Source organism: Rhodovulum sp. MB263 (assembly GCF_002073975.1).
Classification (GTDB): Bacteria; Pseudomonadota; Alphaproteobacteria; order Rhodobacterales; family Rhodobacteraceae; genus Rhodovulum.
In genome coordinates this window covers 2,329,271-2,345,680 of record NZ_CP020384.1, presented here as the reverse complement: position 1 = coordinate 2,345,680, position 16,410 = coordinate 2,329,271, and the positions used below count along the sequence as shown (strand labels likewise).

At 71.3% G+C, this 16,410-nt stretch carries 16 protein-coding genes; 5 read left to right on the top strand and 11 right to left on the bottom strand.

The annotated features are described in order from the left end of the window. Positions 1-185: 185 nt before the first annotated feature. On the top strand, positions 186-830 hold the full coding sequence (locus B5V46_RS10930) for an urease accessory protein UreF (RefSeq protein WP_080616630.1): 645 nt from the start codon (positions 186-188) through the stop codon (positions 828-830). After that, a complete protein-coding gene (gene ureG, locus B5V46_RS10925) occupies positions 827-1,450 on the top strand; it encodes an urease accessory protein UreG (RefSeq protein WP_080616629.1) in 624 nt (207 codons plus the stop codon). The genes B5V46_RS10930 and ureG overlap by 4 nt, the downstream gene beginning before the upstream one ends. Here the strand turns inward: ureG and B5V46_RS10920 are convergent. The 9 genes from B5V46_RS10920 to B5V46_RS10880 all read right to left on the bottom strand — a co-directional run bounded on the left by B5V46_RS10920 (position 1,447) and on the right by B5V46_RS10880 (position 9,392). Beyond that, positions 1,447-2,841, bottom strand: coding sequence for an NnrS family protein (locus B5V46_RS10920; protein WP_080616628.1), 1,395 nt, complete (start codon positions 2,839-2,841; stop codon positions 1,447-1,449). The two genes, ureG and B5V46_RS10920, sit on opposite strands and share 4 nt — an antisense overlap. A gap of 81 nt (positions 2,842-2,922) precedes the next feature. Further along, entirely contained in the window at positions 2,923-3,759 is an 837-nt protein-coding gene (gene modD / locus B5V46_RS10915) for a ModD protein (protein ID WP_080616627.1), read from the bottom strand. Beyond that, positions 3,720-4,397: an ABC transporter ATP-binding protein gene (locus tag B5V46_RS10910; RefSeq protein ID WP_080616626.1), complete on the bottom strand. Its 678-nt coding sequence runs from the start codon at positions 4,395-4,397 to the stop codon at positions 3,720-3,722. The genes modD and B5V46_RS10910 overlap by 40 nt, the downstream gene beginning before the upstream one ends. Beyond that, on the bottom strand, positions 4,378-5,196 hold the full coding sequence (locus tag B5V46_RS10905) for an ABC transporter permease (RefSeq protein WP_080616625.1): 819 nt from the start codon (positions 5,194-5,196) through the stop codon (positions 4,378-4,380). The genes B5V46_RS10910 and B5V46_RS10905 overlap by 20 nt, the downstream gene beginning before the upstream one ends. Positions 5,197-5,200: 4 nt before the next feature. Then, complete coding sequence (gene modA, locus B5V46_RS10900; protein WP_080616624.1) at positions 5,201-5,947, bottom strand: molybdate ABC transporter substrate-binding protein; 747 nt, start codon at positions 5,945-5,947, stop codon at positions 5,201-5,203. 13 nt (positions 5,948-5,960) lie between these two features. Then, positions 5,961-7,082: a molybdenum ABC transporter ATP-binding protein gene (modC, locus tag B5V46_RS10895; RefSeq protein ID WP_080616623.1), complete on the bottom strand. Its 1,122-nt coding sequence runs from the start codon at positions 7,080-7,082 to the stop codon at positions 5,961-5,963. Then, positions 7,079-7,762 carry a molybdate ABC transporter permease subunit gene (gene modB / locus B5V46_RS10890; protein ID WP_080616622.1) on the bottom strand — a complete coding sequence of 228 codons (684 nt, stop codon included), beginning with the start codon at positions 7,760-7,762 and terminating at the stop codon, positions 7,079-7,081. Before modB ends, modC begins: the two co-directional genes overlap by 4 nt. 3 nt (positions 7,763-7,765) lie before the next feature. Continuing rightward, on the bottom strand, positions 7,766-8,530 hold the full coding sequence (gene modA / locus B5V46_RS10885) for a molybdate ABC transporter substrate-binding protein (RefSeq protein WP_080616621.1): 765 nt from the start codon (positions 8,528-8,530) through the stop codon (positions 7,766-7,768). A 61-nt stretch (positions 8,531-8,591) separates the two neighbouring features. Then, the gene (locus tag B5V46_RS10880; protein ID WP_080616620.1) at positions 8,592-9,392 is read right to left on the bottom strand and encodes a TOBE domain-containing protein; all 801 of its coding nucleotides are present in this window, start codon (positions 9,390-9,392) and stop codon (positions 8,592-8,594) included. A 454-nt stretch (positions 9,393-9,846) separates the two neighbouring features. Here B5V46_RS10880 and B5V46_RS20245 point away from each other — a divergent pair, with 454 nt between their 5' ends. The 3 genes from B5V46_RS20245 to B5V46_RS20235 all read left to right on the top strand — a co-directional run bounded on the left by B5V46_RS20245 (position 9,847) and on the right by B5V46_RS20235 (position 12,930). Continuing rightward, entirely contained in the window at positions 9,847-10,296 is a 450-nt protein-coding gene (locus B5V46_RS20245; protein WP_080616619.1) for a DUF2478 domain-containing protein, read from the top strand. Between the two features lie 610 nt (positions 10,297-10,906). After that, positions 10,907-11,653: an alpha/beta hydrolase gene (locus B5V46_RS20240; protein WP_080616618.1), complete on the top strand. Its 747-nt coding sequence runs from the start codon at positions 10,907-10,909 to the stop codon at positions 11,651-11,653. After that, entirely contained in the window at positions 11,650-12,930 is a 1,281-nt protein-coding gene (locus B5V46_RS20235) for a glycoside hydrolase family 15 protein (protein WP_080616617.1), read from the top strand. The genes B5V46_RS20240 and B5V46_RS20235 overlap by 4 nt, the downstream gene beginning before the upstream one ends. Here B5V46_RS20235 and B5V46_RS10860 read toward each other — a convergent pair. Next, a complete protein-coding gene (locus tag B5V46_RS10860) occupies positions 12,909-14,162 on the bottom strand; it encodes a glucoamylase family protein (protein ID WP_080616616.1) in 1,254 nt (417 codons plus the stop codon). The two genes, B5V46_RS20235 and B5V46_RS10860, sit on opposite strands and share 22 nt — an antisense overlap. Then, positions 14,150-16,402 carry a glycoside hydrolase family 3 N-terminal domain-containing protein gene (locus B5V46_RS10855; RefSeq protein WP_080616615.1) on the bottom strand — a complete coding sequence of 751 codons (2,253 nt, stop codon included), beginning with the start codon at positions 16,400-16,402 and terminating at the stop codon, positions 14,150-14,152. The genes B5V46_RS10860 and B5V46_RS10855 overlap by 13 nt, the downstream gene beginning before the upstream one ends. Positions 16,403-16,410 lie beyond the last annotated feature (8 nt).

Here is a 16,410-nt window from a genome sequence, read left to right as displayed (position 1 = left end):
TCACCACGACCATGGCCACAGCCACAGCCACGGCGCGGCGGACCATCTGCACGAGCACGAGGCCGAAGGCTGCTGCGGCGGATCGGGGCAGGGCGGCTGCGGCTGCGGCGGTCACGACCATGGCGGCCATGGTCCCGCGTCCGGACGCAAGACCGGCGGCTGCGGAGGCGGGGGCTGCTGCGGGCATGGTCACTGACGGCCAGATCCTGAGGCTGGCGCAATGGCTCTCGCCCGCCTATCCGGTGGGGGCCTTCGCCTATAGCCACGGGCTGGAATCGGCGGTCGCAACCGGCGCAGTCGCGGACGGACCTGCCTTGCAGGACTGGCTGACCGATATCCTGCGCTTCGGCGCCGGACGTTCCGACACGATCTTCCTCAAGGCCGCCTATGAGGCTCCGCCCGGGGATCTGCCCGAAATCGACGCGTTGGCCCGCGCTTTTCAGCCCTCGGCCGAGCGGCGGACCGAGACCACGGCCCAGGGCGCGGCCTTCGCCCAGGTCACCGCCGCGGTCTGGCCGGACGATCTGCCCGCCTTCGCCTATCCGGTGGCGCTTGGCCGTGCCGCGCGGCTCCATGACCTGCCGCTCGGGCTGACCGCGCGGATGTATCTGCAGGCCTTCCTGTCGAACCTCGTCTCGGCGGGGATCCGGCTCATTCCCATCGGCCAGACCGAGGGCCAGCAGGTGCTGACCGCGCTGCAACCGCTCTGCGAGGAGGTGGCAGAGGCCGCTCTGGGCGAGACGCCCGACGATCTTGCCGGGACGACCTTCCTCGCCGATATCGCGTCGATGACGCATGAAACCCAGTATTCGAGGCTTTTCCGCACATGACTTCCCCGCATGGCCCCCTCCGCATCGGCATCGGCGGTCCCGTCGGCGTCGGCAAGACCACGCTGACTGCCGCACTGGCCCGCGCCTTCTCGAGCACCCATTCGATCGCGGTCGTCACCAATGATATCTACACCCAGGAGGATGCCGAGGCGCTGATGCGGATGCAGGTGCTGCCCTCCGAGCGCATCAGGGGCGTCGAGACCGGCGGTTGTCCGCATACCGCGATCCGCGAGGATGCCTCGATCAACCTCGCGGCCATTGCCGAGCTGAGCGCGCGCTTTCCCGATCTCGAGATCGTGCTGATCGAGTCGGGCGGCGACAATCTCTCGGCCACCTTCAGCCCCGAGCTGGCGGATGTGACGGTCTATGTGATCGACGTGGCGGCGGGCGAGGAGATCCCGCGCAAGGGCGGCCCCGCGATCACCCGCTCGGACCTGCTGGTCATCAACAAGACCGACCTTGCGCCCTATGTCGGTGCCGATCTGGGCGTGATGGAGCGGGACGCCAAGCGCATGCGCGGGGCGCAGCCCACGGTCTTTGCATCGTTGAAACAGGGCGAGGGCGTCGGGCCCATCGTCCGGCTTCTGTGCGAGATCGGCGGGCTGACCGAACCGGTTTAACCCGGCTCGGGCATCCGGAACGGCCCGGCGCCTCGGCCGGGGCCCGGGCCGCTACGCTGTCCGTGGCCGCCGCAACCGCCACCATGCCCGCCGCATCCGCAGCCCTGGCCGTGACCATGACGATGACCGTGGCCGTGGCCTCCGACATTGAAGACCGGGTTGATGACCGGGCCGCGCAGGCTGGGCAGATAGCCGCTCAGGAACAGGGCCCAGCCGGTGCAGAAGGCGGCCGCGGTGGCATCGAGAAGCGGCTCGTAAAGCGACGGCACCACGGGCGCCGCGAGCCGCAGCCAGACCGCGCCCCAGAGCAGCGCGAAGCCGGCCTTGTGCACCGGGCCGATGCGCAAGAAACCGTCCGCGCGCCGGGCCGCTGCCCGCGCCGCAATCGAGAAGGCAAGTCCCGACATCGCGCCCATCATCAGCACATGGATCGCGTCGGCCTCGCGCCAGGGCAGGGGGACCAGCGCCGCAAGCCCGGTCAGGGCAAGCCCCATGGGCGCCCAGGCGAAGGCCAGCACCAGCATCAGCGCGGGGGCATAGCCAAAGCCCGAAAGGCTGCGCCAGTGCCGCATCCGCCAGAGCTGGGCCGCGCCTGCCGGGATCAACAGCGCCGATCCGGCGGTGACCGCGCCGCCCAGCGTCAGCGCCATCGCGGCCAGCATCAGGCCAAGTCCCGCGCGGCTGGCCAGCGGGTCGATCTCGGGCAGGCGGCCGCCCCTGCGCCCGACCCAGCCCGCGATCAGGGCGGGCGCCATGGTTCCCGCGATGATCGAGACCTTGATCGCGAAGAACAGCACCAGCACGCGGGTCATCGCGGCATCGCCCGGAGCGCTCAGATAGCCCAGCGCGGTGGCGAGGAAGGCCGCATCGGCAAGCCCCAGAAAGGCGATGGCCGCCGGAATGACCCAGCGGTCCCAGCGCCGTCCCGAGACCACGGCGCGCAGATAGGCGGCCGTGAACAGCGCGTAGAAGGCCAGCCCCGGCGCCAGCACCACGGCCAGCGGCAGCATCTGCCCCAGGGCAGCCGCCAGCCGCGCCAGCGCCCAGAGTCCCGCCAGTACCATCAACCCGCGCCCCGTCACCCGCCGCGCCCCGGTCCAGTTCGGCATCGCGGTCAGGAAATAGGCTGCCATCGCCGCGCCGCCGACGCCCACGGTCATCTCATGCGCATGCCAGAGCGTCGTCGTGCCGAGCGCGGGGACCGGCAGCCCGATCCTGTCGCCGAAGCGCCACCACGCGACCGCCAGCACCGCCCAGAGCGCCGACAGCGCGAAGAACGGCCGGTGCGGCGACAGCCAGATATCGCGAAGGAGCCGCCCGGTGGCGATGGCGGTCAACGGAGCGCTCCTGCCGCGGCCGCGGGGCCGGATCTCGGGAGCGGCGTCGGTCATGGCAGGAGTCCTCGGTTGAATAAAGGTGAGTCTCGTACTCGGGTTTACGCCGTGCCTAGGGCGCGGGGCAAGTGCCGCGGCTCAGGCCGGGGCGAGCGTTACCGAAACATCGGCAGGTCTGGCGCAATAGGGCGAGGATGTGACCAGCACCTGCATGCCGGTCGCGGCATAGGCGGCAGCATTCTCCGGCGTGATGCCCCCGGCCGCGGCCAGGCAGCCGGTCCAGCCCGCCAGCGCGCGGGCGGCGGCGGCGGCCGCGTCGGGAGAGAATTTCTCGAGCTGCAGCACGTCGGCCCCGGCCTCGGCGGCAGCCTCGGCTTCGGGCAGGGTCTTGACCTCGACCACCACGCGGCGCTCGGGGCAGGCAAGGCGAAGCGCGCCGATCTGGGCTGCAAGCGCCGCCGCACCGCCGAAGGCGCGATGCTCGGGAAACAGCAGAACCGTGTCGGAAAGCCCGGTGCGGTGGATCTCGGCGCCGCCCGCCACGACGGCCTTCAGCGACAGCGCGCGGGTGCCGGGCACGGCCTTGCGGGTACAGGCGATGCCGATGCCGGGGGTCACGGCGCGGGCCGCGTCGACGAGGGCGGCGGTGGCCGATGCCACGCCCGAGGCCCATTCGGTCAGGGTCTGCGCGACCTTCCAGCCCAGAAACAGCGCCTCGGCCGGGCCGGTGGCTTCGGCAAGCAGCGAGCCCGCCGCGACCGGCGTGCCGCTTGGGGCCGCGATCTCGGCCCGGGCGCCCAGAAGGGCGAAGATCCGCGCGGCCTCCTCGGTGCCGCAGACGGTCATCGGCCCGCGCGCCCGCATCGTCAGCCGGCCCGCTGCCGCGCCGAAGCCGAGGCTCCGGGTGGTCAGGTCGCCATAGGGGGCATCCTCCTTCAGGAGGCCAAGGAGGGTGGCGTCGTCGAGGGGCAGCATGGCAATGGGGTCCTTTCGCTGAGACGACCCGCCTCGATCGTGACCGAGCGGTCGGCAAGGGCGCGGGCCTCGGACGGGTCATGGGTGACGATGAGCGCGGTCATGCCCAGCCGGCGGCGCAGCGCGTCGAGCTCGGCCCAGAGCCCGGCCCGGGTATCGCGGTCGAGATTGGCGAAGGGCTCGTCGAGCAGCAGCAGCCGGGGTCGCAGCGACAGCGCACGGGCCAGGGCGGCGCGTTGCCGCTCGCCACCCGAAAGCCGGGCAGGGCGGCGATGCGCGCGGTGGGCGATGGCGCAAAGCGCCAGCGTTTCGGCCACCCGCCGGGCGCGGGCCCGGCGGCCGAGACCGGCGAAGACCAGCGGCAGCGCCAGGTTCCCGGCGACGCTGAGATGGGGGAAGAGGTGCAGATCCTGGCTCATGTAGCCGAAGCCGCGCCGGTGCGGCGGCAGGCCGGTCATGTCCCGGCCCTCGTAGATCACCCGGCCGCGATGGGGCAGAAGCCCGGCCACGATCTTCAGAAGCGTGCTCTTGCCTGCGCCCGAGGGGCCGAGCAGGGCCACCGCCTCGCCCGTGCCGATCTCGAGATCGAGCGGCCCCAGCACCGCGTTTCCGATCCGTTCAAGCCTGAGGGCGGGCATGCCGGGCCTCCGTCATCGGGTCGGGGCGGTCGGCGGTCAGCAGCCGGATCGCCAGGAGAAGCGCGAAGGCCAGCGCCAGAAGGATCAGGGCGCAGGCGATGGCGATGTCGGTGCGGCCGCTGGCGATGTTGAGATAGACCGCCATCGGCAGGGTTTCGGTCCGCATCCTCGTGGCGCCCGCCAGCATCAGCGTGGCGCCGAATTCGCCCAGCGCCCGGGCCCAGCCCAGCACCGCCGCCGCCATCAGTCCGCGCCCGGCCATCGGCAGCTCGACCAGAAGCGTGGCCCAGAAGGGCGGCAGGCCCAGCGTCGCGGCATTGGCGGCATAGTCCGGATCGACGGCGCCGATGGCCGCGCGGGCGCTGCGGATCACGACCGAGCTGGCGATATAGGTCTGGGCGAGGATCACGCCCGCGGGCGAGAACAGGATCTCGATCCCGAGCCCGGCCAGCGCCCCGCCCACCGGCGCCTCGCGTCCCAGCAGGAACAGCAGCCCGATGCCCGCCACCAGCGGCGGCGTCACCATCGGCAGATCGAGCACGGTCTCGACCACCGCCTTGCCGAAAAAGCGCCGCCGCGCCAGGAGCCAGGCGGTGGGCAGGCCCAGAAGCAAGGCCAGCGCCAGCGCGATCAGCGAAGAGCGCAGCGACAGGGCGATGGCAAAGCGGGTCTCTTCCGCGGCCAGCGCCTCGGCGAGGCCACTCAGCGGCAACTGGCTGGCAAGGGAGACGAGCGCGCCGAGGATCGTCGCCACGATCAGCACGAGCGGCGCCCAGAGCAGGATCGCCAGCCCGCGCATCGGCCTATTCCGCGCCGAAGCCCGCCGCCTCGAAGGCGGCGCGGCCTTCGGGCGAGGCGAGGAGCGCGATGAAGGCGGCGGCCAGGTCGGGCGCGTCGGCGCTTTTCAGCAGGCCCGCGGTGATCTCCTCGGCGCTGTAGCATTCGGCCGGGACCGGCACGAGCGCGATGCGCGCGCCATGGGGCAGCGCGGCCGAGCGCGCGAGGATCGCGGCATCGACATCGCCGCTCGCGACATACATCGCCAGCTGTTGCAGCGTGGTGGCGCGAACGACGGTATTGGTACGGATCGCTTCGGGATCGCCGCAGCGTGCCATGATCTCGTCGGCGGTGCGGCCGAGCGCCATCGCCTGCGGATCGCCCAGGGCGAGCCGAAGCCCGGGGCGGCCCAGATCGGCGATCCCGGTGACCCTGTCCGCCGCCGCCTGCGAGACCCCGATCGCCGCGCCATGGATGCCGAGCGCGACCACGCCCGAGAGCCGGCCCTCGGCCTCGAGCTGGTCCGAGAAGAAGCGCGTGCCGGCGATGAAGACATCGCCCCTGCCGGTGGTCCGGGCCCGGGCGAGGATCTGGCCGGTCCCGGCATATTCGATGGCAAGCTTTGCCCCGGTCCGGGCCTCGAAGGCGTCTGCCAGCGGCTCGATTGCGGGGCGAAGCCCGGCGCCGGAATAGACATGAAGGGTTTCGGCAGGCGCAGCGGCGGCCAGACCGAGGCTCAGGACGGGTCCGAAAACGAGGGAGAGGCGCATCATGGCGGGACTCCTTTCAGCGGCTGCGGGCGATGGCGGGCGGGACCTGTGCGGGCGATTGTGCGGGTTCGGCCAGCGCCACGGCCTTGAGCCGCGCCACCACCAGCTCGCCCGGTTTCAGCATCAGCCGATCCCAGGATTTCAGCGAGACCCGTGCCAGAAGCGCTGCGCCGCGCCCGTCCGGGCCAAGGCGCAGCCGCACGGTGATCTGATGCGCGCCCGCGGGCTCGGCGCCCTCGATCCGGGCGGGCAGGGCATTGAGGATCGTGGTGTCGAGCGGCGCATGCCGCCCGAGGCTGACATCGCTGGCGGGAATGCGCAGCCGCCTGCGCTGCCCGTTCGGGCCCAGATCACCGGGCACGACGACCACGCCGCCCGGCACCCGCACCTCGGACAGCCCGTAGCGCGGGTCGCGGCCCACGACCTCGCCATCGATCACGGCCGCGGGCTCGGGCATGTGGATCAGGGGCAGCGCCGGATCGGCCAGCATCCCGGCCAGGGGCCCGGCGGCGCGGACCCGGCCCGCCTCCATCAGGACCAGCGTATCGGCCAGCCGCTCGACCTCGGCGATGTCATGGCTGACATAGAGCACGGGGATCGACAGCGCGGCATGCAGCCGTTCGAGATAGGGCAGGATCTCGTCCTTGGAAAACCGGTCGAGCGCCGAGAGCGGCTCGTCCATCAGCAGCAATTCGGGCTGCGAGAGCAGCGCCCGGCCGATGGCGACGCGCTGGCGTTCGCCGCCCGACAGCATCCGGGTCGGCCGGTCGAAGAGGGGTGCGATGCCCAGAAGCTCGGCCACCTCGTCTTCGCCGATCCGGATCGGTCCCTTCACCCGGCGCAGTCCGAAGGTCAGGTTGGCGCGGACCGAGAGATGCGGAAAAAGGCTTGCCTCCTGAAAGACATAGCCGACGGCGCGGCGATGGGGCGGACGGAAGCGGAGGCCCTCCTGCCAGACCTCGCCATTGACCGAAAGCCGGCTGTTCCGCAGCCGCAACAGCCCCGCGATGGCCCGCAGCACCGTGGTCTTGCCGCAGCCCGAGGGCCCGAACAGCGCGGTGATGCCCTCGCCGGGGGCGGTGAAGCCCGCATCCAGCTCGAAGCCGCCGAGGCGGCCCATGAAATCCGCCTCGATCATTTCCGGCCTCCGTTCAGCCGCCGCTCGATCAGCATCATCGCCAGGATCACGATGAAGGACATTGCCAGCATGCCACCCGCCAGCACATGCGCCTTGGGCCATTGCAGCGTCTCGACATAGTCGAAGATCGTCACCGACAGCACCTTGGTCCGGCCCGGGATGCCGCCGCCGATCATCAGCACCACGCCGAATTCGCCGACGGTATGGGCAAAGCCCAGGATCGCGCCGGTCATGATGCCGGGGCTGGCCAAGGGCAGCGCCACCGAGAAGAAGGCATCCAGCGGCGCCGCGCGCAGCGTCGCCGCCGCCTCGAGCGGGCGCGGGCCCATCGCCTCGAAGGCGTTGCGGATCGGGTTCACGACGAAGGGCAGGGAATAGACGACCGAGCCCAGCACGAGCCCGGTGAAGGTGAAGGAGAGCTGCCGCCCCAGAAGGCCGGTCAGCGGGCTGTGCGGCCCCATTGCGATCAGCAGGTAAAAGCCCAGCACCGTCGGCGGCAGCACGATCGGCAGCGCGACGACGGTGGCGACGACCTCTTTCCAGAGTCCGCCGCCCTGCGCCAGCCACCAGGCCAGCGGCGTCCCCACCAGCAGCAACACGACCGTTGTGATGCCTGCCAGCTTCAGGGTCAGCAGGATCGTCTCGATCATCGCCGCGTCGAAGAGGGGGGACGCCGTCATCGCTCAGTCCTCGGTGCCGTAGCCGTATTTCCCGATGATCGCGAGCGCCTCGGGGCTTTTGAGGAAGTCGAGATAGGCCCGGGCGGTCTCGCTGTCGGCGCCCCTGGTCAGCAGCACAGCATCCTGACGGATCGGGGTATAGATCTCCTGCGGGACGATCCATCGCGATCCGCCTTCCTCGGCGATGACCTGCGACAGCGCGACGAAGCCCAGCTCGGCATTGCCGGTGGCCACGAATTGATGGGTCTGGCTGATGCTCTTGCCCTGCACGATCTTCGGCTCCAGCGTCTCGTAGAGGCCGAGCGCCTTCATCGCCTCGACGGCCGCGGCGCCATAGGGGGCGGTCACCGGGTTGGCGATGGCGATATGGGCGATGCCGGGCCGGGCGAGTGCGTCCGAGCCATCGTCGAGGGCCCCGGCCTCGCTGCTGTAAAGCACGAGCTTGCCGACCGCATAGGTGAAGCGGCTGCCATCCACGGCATGGCCCTCGGCCTCGGCCTTTTCGGGGCGGGCCTGATCGGCGGCGAGGAACACCTCGAAGGGGGCGTCCTGGGTGATCTGGGTGTAAAGCTGTCCGGTCGAGCCGAAGCTGTAGGTGACGCGATCGCCGGTGGCTTTCTCGAAGGCCGCGCCGATTTCGGTCGCGGCATCGGTGAAGTTCGCGGCGACGGCGACCACGGTTTCGGCGGCCCGGGCCGGAGCGCTCAGCGCCAGCGTGGCAAGGAGGGCGGCAATGCCGCTGCGCAGCGCGGTCGGACGGAATGTCATGGAGGATCCTTTCCCCTTCAGGTCGGTGAGGTGGTGAGACGATGGGACCGGGGGCGCGCGCTCAGGGCATCGCCACGATGACGTGGCTGGCCTTGAACAGCGCGGTCGCGGTGCTGCCGGTCTTCAGGCCGAGCGCCTCGGCGCTTTTGCGGGTGACGATGGCGGTGATGGTCTTGCCCTCGCCCAGATCGAGCGTCACCTCGCTGTTGACCGGGCCGTCCTCGCGGGCCGAGACGGTGCCGGTCAACCGGTTGCAGGCCGAGATCGCCACGGGCGCCTCGCCGGCGGCCAGCATCACGAAGGTCGCCTTGATCAGCGCGAAGACCTCGGCGCCTTCGGCAAGCCCCATATCCGTAGCGCTGCGTTCGGTGATGATGGCGGACAGGCGATGGCCGTCGGTCAGCGCCATGTCGATCTCGGTGCTGACCGCGCCCGGGGTGACGCGGGTCACGGTGCAACGGAACGTGTTGCGGGTACTCGTTTGCATCATGAGGCTCCAAAGCGTGTTCACCGCGCCGGCCGGCGCGGTCTTCAATCCGGTGTCGATGGCGGCAAAGGTCTTTCCGAGTGCGCTTTCCAGCATCGAGAAACACTCGATCACGGCATGTCCGGTGCGCGTCACCCGGGCGCCGCCGCCCGCCCGACCGCCCGGCGCCGCTTCGACCAGCGGATGGGCGAAGAGGTTGTTCATCGAGCCGACCGCATCCCAGGCGGCCTTGTAGGACAGCCCGATCTCGCGCGCGGCGCCGGCAATCGAGCCCTGTGCCTCGATGGCCTGCAGCAGCCGGATGCGGTCTCCGCCGACCCGCGGGGCGCCCTCGCGCTGAAGGGTGAGGGCGGCTTTGAGCGATGGGGTCGACATCGGGCGGGGTCCTGTGAACATATTCAGCGCTATATATTTTTACGACATAACGAGCCGCGCCGGATTGGCGCAAGCCTGAACATTAAGAAGGCCGACTTTATAGCGGTTTTGAAGAAGCTGTCCTCGCGCTGGCGCGATCCGTCGCAGGGCGGGGATAAAGCGGGTGGCGAAACTCTGGGCAACCGGCGCGAATATGCCTTCAAACAAGGCAATTTCACAAGAAATCCGACATGGGATCACTCGACTCGACAGGTTTCAGCCCGAAGCGGGCCGTGCCCCGCGCCCCGGCCTCTGGCGGCGCAAAGACGTGCTGCATGCCCAATTCCCGGGCATGGCGTGCCTTGCGGCGGAGACGGGACGGCGCGCGGGATGGTTGAGGCAGGGATTTCGATATATAGTCTACCTTTATAGTGATGGATTGGCGTTGATCGACCGACCCCGCCCGGAGGCCCCAATGATCCCGACCAGATGCCTGCTTGACGATGCCGATGGCGATGTCGCGGCCCTGACCTTTGCGGCGGGCGAGGCCCCCGGCCCGCTGATCGCGGCCTTTCTGGCGCGGCTTCGCAGGCAAGGCCGCCGGGTGCTGAGGCTGCCGCAGAGCCGTGGAGCCTGCCCGACGGCCGGGGCGGAGGTGCCGGATCTGCTGGCGATCACCCTTTGCGGCGGGGCTTTGGCCGAACGGCACTGGCGACCGGCGCTGATCCTGGCCGCTGCGGCCCGGCGGCCGGTTCTGGTGCCGGTGCCCGCGGCGCGGTTCGGGGCCTGGCTCGATCTGACCGGCGGCTGTGCCGTACGGCTGGCCTGCCATCCGGCCGCGCTCGATGATTGGTGGCGAACGCTCTATCCCCCGCTTCCGCCTGAACGGGGCCTGACCGGCGGGGCCTGCGCGCTCTGGAAATGACCGCAGGCCTGACCGGTGGATCAGAGCCGGACGACGCAATCCCTCCCGACCGGATCGGCGGCGTTCCCCTTGGGAGGGCGCCCTCCGGGACAGGGGCCGCCCGGTCGGTCCCGGTCATGCCCGTCGCGGCCTGACGGCTGTGCGCCGAGGCCGCCTTGGCAAGTGGGCGACCGCAGCGCGACGCCCGGCCGCGATCCCTGACAAGGCGGCGCGATCATCGCCAAGTTCCCGTCGCGCGGGGGGGGGGCGCCTCTGCGGTCTCCGCCCGCTCGGGCTTTCGGCGGTGCCCGGCAGATCCTTCATCGCAAGGCCGTCACGATGGGGCGGCGGGTGTCGAGACCTGTGGGGCGGTGGTCCGTCCGGCCAGGCGCGGCCTCGTTCCGCCCTGGTCCGGGGCGCGTGGCAGGCAGAACGGAGGCCCGGTGAAATGCCGGTGGCGGCCGCGGCAAGGTGGGCTGATGGGGGAATGCGGGCCGCGGCCTTGTATCCCGGCAGGTGCGGGCCGCGATGCCTTCCGGTATCGACGGAGGCGGTTTCATTTCTCATCAATTCCGAAATCCGCGCGCAAGCCGGATCTTGCGGGCCTGCGCATGCGGGCTAGAACCGGAGCATGGACAGTTCCTCTTCCTCCGCTCTCTGGACCGCCCGCGCCCAACGTCTGCGCGCCGACGAGCCCGTGCCCGTTGTCATGGCCGAACCGGGTATCGCACCGCGCGGCACCGTGCTTCTGGTTCATGGCCGGAACGGTGCGCCCGATCAGGTACAGATCGCGGTCATCGCCGAGGCCTATCTCGCGCGCGGCTGGCGCGTCGTGGCGCCGGAACTCCCCAATTCCATCGCGCTGCCCGCTTCCGGGCCGGCCGACCGGCTGACCATGGACGGGCTGCGCCGGGCCGCGGCCGAGGTCATGGTCTGGACCCGCGCGCGCTGGCCCGAGGCTCCGCTGGCGCTGGCGGGCCACAGTCTGGGTGGCTTTGCCATCGGCCATCTGGGGGCCGATTTGGGCGACCCGCATCATGTGCTGGGCGCCTCGCCGGTGCTGTCGGGCGCGCGACTTCTGGCGGCGCGCGTGGCCATGGGGCCGCCTGCCGTCGCCGCGCTGGAGCGCGAGGTGCCTCTGATGCGCGCGGGCATGGAGGCCGAGGATGCCGCGCCCGCGCTGGCCCGGATCGCGGCGCCGCTGGGCGTGATCACCGGGGCCGAGGACGGGATCGTGCCGCTGGCCGATGCGCGCGCCTATTTCAACGCGGCGCCGAACGGGCGGTTCTTCGGGGCGCTGCCGGGGCAGAACCATTGCCCGGCAGGGCCCGGCGTGGCGGCGATGCTGGGCGTCGCGCTGGCCGCGCTGGGCGCGTGAGCGCGGGGCCGGACCGGGGTTGGGTCGCGGCCCGGCGCGAGGGCGCGGCGCGGGCGCTGCGCCGCGCGGTGTCGGCCACCGGGCTGTCCCGCCACCGCGCGGGCTTCGGCTGGACGGTGGTGCCTGCGCCGGGGTCGGTCCTGGCCTCGACGCGGGTGGCCTCATGGGACCCCGAGCCCGATTATTTCCACCACTGGACCCGCGATGCGGCCATTGCGCTTGCCGCCATTCCCGAGGCGATGGCGGCCGAGCCCGGGGCGGCGGGGTTCTGGCGGCAGGCGGTCAGCGATCATGTCCGCTTTTCGCTGGCGATTTCGGACCCCGACCGGCGCGGGTCTTGCGTCAACCCTCTGAAAGACAGCGCGACCGAGGCCTTCCGGCCCTATCTGCGCCCCGATGCCGAACTTTCCGCCCTGACCGGCGCCGCCTGGCTGGCCGAGCCGCGTTGTGCCGCCGATGGCGGCCCCGATCTCGAACGCTGGGGGCGGCCGCAATTCGACGGGCCTGCGCTGCGGGCCGCGGCGCTGATGCGGCTGGGCGCGGCGATGCCCGAGGCGCGAGGCGCGGAGCCCGACCGGCTGATCGCACGCGATCTCGACTTCACGCTGGCCATGGCCGGGGCGCCCTGCCTCGGCCCCTGGGAGGAAGAGCCCGCCCGGCGCAGCAGCTTCACGCTGATCGCGCAGTGGGATGCGCTCGATCTCGGGGCGCGGCGTCTCGGGCGGGCGGATCTGGCCGAGGCGGCCGGGAAGATCGCCGATCTGATCGCAGGCGCCGCCGATCCGGTCTCGGGCGGCTGGCGCGAAAGCCTCGAGGCGGCGCCGGGCGCGCTCGATGCCGCGACGGTGCTGGCGCTGGTGCAGGCCGGGCGCAGGGATGGCCCCTTCGCGCTGACCGCGCCCCGGACCCGGGCCACCATGGCGGCGCTCGAGGCGCTGTTTGCCGGGCTCTATCCCGTGAACCAGGGCCGCACCGCGCCCGCGCTGGGGCGCCGGGCGGGGGATGTCTTCTTCGGCGGCAATCCGTGGTTTCCGGTCACGCTGGGCTTTGCCGAGGCCTATTACCGGATCGCAGCGGCAACCGGCGCTGCGGCCGAGTTCGAGCGGGCCGAGGCGCTGATGGCGGTGGTGGAAGACCTCGCGCCCGAGGGCGACGACCTGCCCGAACAGGCCGACCGCGAGACCGGCGCGCCTGCCTCCTGCCTTGGGCTGACCTGGTCATCTGCCGCCTTCCTCATGGCCGCGGCCGCCCGCGATCAGGCGCTGGCCGCCAGATAGGGCGCGGAAAAGCCCAGCCGCAAAAGCCCCCGCCGGATCTCGGGCCGGTTTGAGACCAGCCGCCAGATCAGCCCCGAGCGGTGGTTCTCGAGCCCCACCACGATCGGCCCCTGATCGATGGCCAGGCGGCTTTTCGCGACCCAGTCCCCATTCGGGCAGAAGGCATCGACAAAGCCCGCCTCGCCCCAGATCCGCTCGCCCAGATCGTCATGCAGATGGCGCAGCACCGGCATCGCCTCGGCGGGTGCGTAGGGAAAGGACGAGAGCGCCGCCGTGGGCGTGATGACGCCGGTATCATGGGTGGGCGAATGGGCGGCATAGCCCTTCGGGTCGTCGCTGGCCGTGAGGCCCCAGCAGTCGGGGCCGTAGCCTGCATGGCCCTTCGGGTTCGCCAGGCAATGGGCGCGGTTGACCAGCGCATGGGCGCGGGCCTGGGCGCCGTAATCGGCATAGGCATCCTTAAGTCCGCGCGGGTCGATCCCGAGGAAGGGATATTGCGAGAGGAACAGCGGCCCGCCCCAGTCGGGCCCGAGCGGCAGGACCGTGCCGGCATAGCTGCGGCCGTTCACGAAGCTCGGCGTCTTGACCCAGCTTTCGTGATAGCTGGCGGGCGGGATGGGAAAGGTCTCGGACCCGGCGCCCAGGACGAAGACCGGCATCGCCTCGTTCCAGCCTCGGATCGGCAGCGCGGTCGCCCCCCAGGGCCGCTTGGGATGGCGGTGCCACATCACCGCGCCATCCGCGCGCAGATGCGCAGCCCAGTTCACCGCGTCGTAAAGCGCCTCGATCCTGGCGCCGATCCCGGGGGCCTCGGTGAAGAAGGCGGCGGCACCCAGAAGGCCCGTCATCAGGAAGGCGGTCTCGACCAGATCGCCGCCATCGTCGCCCGCCATGAAGGGCAGGACGCGCCCGGTCGCGCCATGCAGGAAATGCGGAAAGACGCCCTCGAAGCGGTCGGCGCTTTCCAGAAACCCCACCAGCCGTTCCACCCGGTCGAGGATCTCGCGCCGGGGCCGCCAGCCGCGCTCGGCCGCGACGATCTGGGCCAGAAGCCCGAAGCCGGTGCCGCCGGTGCAGACCGTGTCCTCGATGTCATAGCCGAAGGCCCCGGCGCTGCGCTCGCGCGCCATGCCGCTGACCGGATGGCTCCAGTCGAGGAAATACCCCGCCGTCGCCTGGGCGATGCGGTCGCGCAGCAGGGCATCGTCAAGGCCCCGGATCACGCCAGCCATGTCAGTGTCTCCGATTGGGTGTCGCGGCTGTTCGGGCCGACATGCAGCAGGATCCGGCCCGGATCGCGGACCCATTCCGCCGCGTCCAGCGCGGGCGCCAGCGGGTATTGCGCCATCTCGGCGCTGATCTCGAAGGCGACCTCGCGTTCCTCGCCGGACGCCAGCTCGACCTGGCGGAACGCCACCAGCCGGCGCGCGGGCCGGGTGATGCGGGCCTCGGGGTCAGAGAGGTAAAGCTGCACCGTCTCGATCGCGGGCCGTGTGCCGGTATTGGTCAGCGTGACGCTCAGGCTGACGCGGTCGCCCGGCCGGGCCTCGCGGGCCGAAAGCCGGGGCGGGCCGTAACCGACCTCGGTATAGGACAGCCCGAAGCCGAAAGGGTAGGGCCGGCTGTCATCCGCGAGGTCGAGCCAGCCGGTGCGGAACTTGGCGAAATGCCCGGTCCAGGGACGGCCGGTCGGGTCCTCGGCATGGCTGAGCGGGGTCTGTCCGGGCCCGGCGGGCAGGGTGACGGGCAGCCGCCCCGAGGGCTCGGCCCGGCCGAAGACCAGATCGGCCACGCCCTCGGGCCCGGCAATGCCGCCATGCCAGGCGTAGAGCAGCGCGCCGCATTGCCGTTCGATGCCGCCGAGCGCCAGAGCGCGGCCCGCGAAGACCGCGACGATAAGGGGCGTGCCGGTCGCGGCCAGCGCATCCAGCAGGCGGCGCTGCGGCGCGGGCAGGTCGGGACAGAGCCGCGACGAGGATTCGCCCGCATGTTCCTTGGCCTCGCCCAGCGCGACCAGCACCACATCGGCCGCCTTTGCCGCCGCGACCGCCTCGGCCAGCATGTTGGCCTCGCTTCTGGGATCGCGGGTGACGGTCGTGCCATGGACGTTCAACCGCTCGATCAGCCAGTCTTCCTCGACCAGATTGCAGCCCGGGGCATGGTCGGGCGGATGCCCGGCCAGCGCCGTGATCGCGGCCAGAAGCGGCGTCACATCCTCGGCCCGGCCCGAGACCGACCAGGTGCCCAGCATGTTGGCGCTGTCATCGGCCAGCGGCCCGATCAGGGCCAGCCTCGTGCCCGGCGAAAGCGGCAGGAGGTCGTCATTTTTCAGCAGGACGGCGGATTGCGCGGCGGCCTTGCGGGCCAGCCTGCGGCCCTCGGCCCGGTTGGGGGCGGCGGGCGTGCCGGTCAGCCCGCGCCAGGGATCGTCGAGCAGCCCGAGCCGCGCCTTGAAGCCCAGCACCCGGGCACAGGCCCGCTCGATCAGCGCGCGCACCTGCTTTGCGGACAGGTTCAGCCCCGCCTCGGGCGCCTCGAGCCCGGTTTCGGCCAGTGCGGGCAGATGGGTCAGGTAATCCTCGCCCACCATGTCCATGTCGATGCCTGCGGCCAGCGCGCGCAGCACGACCGTGGCCGGGCTGCCCAGCCCATGCGCGACCAGTTCGCGGATGCCGGTATAGTCCGAGACCACAAGCCCGTCGAAGCTCGCCCGACCGCGCAGCCAGCCCTCGATCAGCGGGCCATGGGCATGCATCGGCAGCTTGTTGACGGCGTTGAAGGCGGCCATGACCGAGGCTGCGCCCGCCGCCACACCTTCGGCGAAGGGCGGCAGGTAGATCTCCAGCAGATCCTCCCAGGCCAGCGAGGCATTGTCGTAGTCGCGCCCCGAAAGCGGCGCGCCATAAGCCACGAAATGCTTGAGGCAGGCCGCGACCCGGCCGGGGGTGGCCGGGTCCGGGCCCTGAAGGCCCCGGGTCATGGCGGCGGCGATGGCGCCCGCGAGATGCGGATCCTCGCCGGGGCTCTCGGCCATCCGGCCCCAGCGCGCATCGCGGCAGACGTCGATCATCGGCGCATAGACCTGATGCAGCCCTTCGGCCGAGGCCTCGGCGGCGGCGAAAGCGGCGGTTGCCTCGATCAGCGCCATGTCCCAGCTCGCGGCCAGCGCGATCGGCAGCGGAAAGACGGTGCGATGGCCGTGGATCACGTCCTCGGCAAAGAACAGCGGGATCCCGAGGCGCGAGCCCGCCAGCGCGCGCTCCTGCAGCGCCCGGGCCGAGGCCAGCGACTTGGTGCCGAAGATCGCGCCGACCGCGCCCGCATCGAGCCGTTTGGCCAAAGGCGTTTCGGTCGCTTCGCCGGTGGTCAGCCCTTCGCCCGCAGCCAGCAGGTTCAGCTGGCCGATCTTCTCGGCCAGCGTCATCTCGGTCATCAGCCGGGCGACGGTTTCTTCGGTGCCTGTGCTGGCCATGCGGGCCT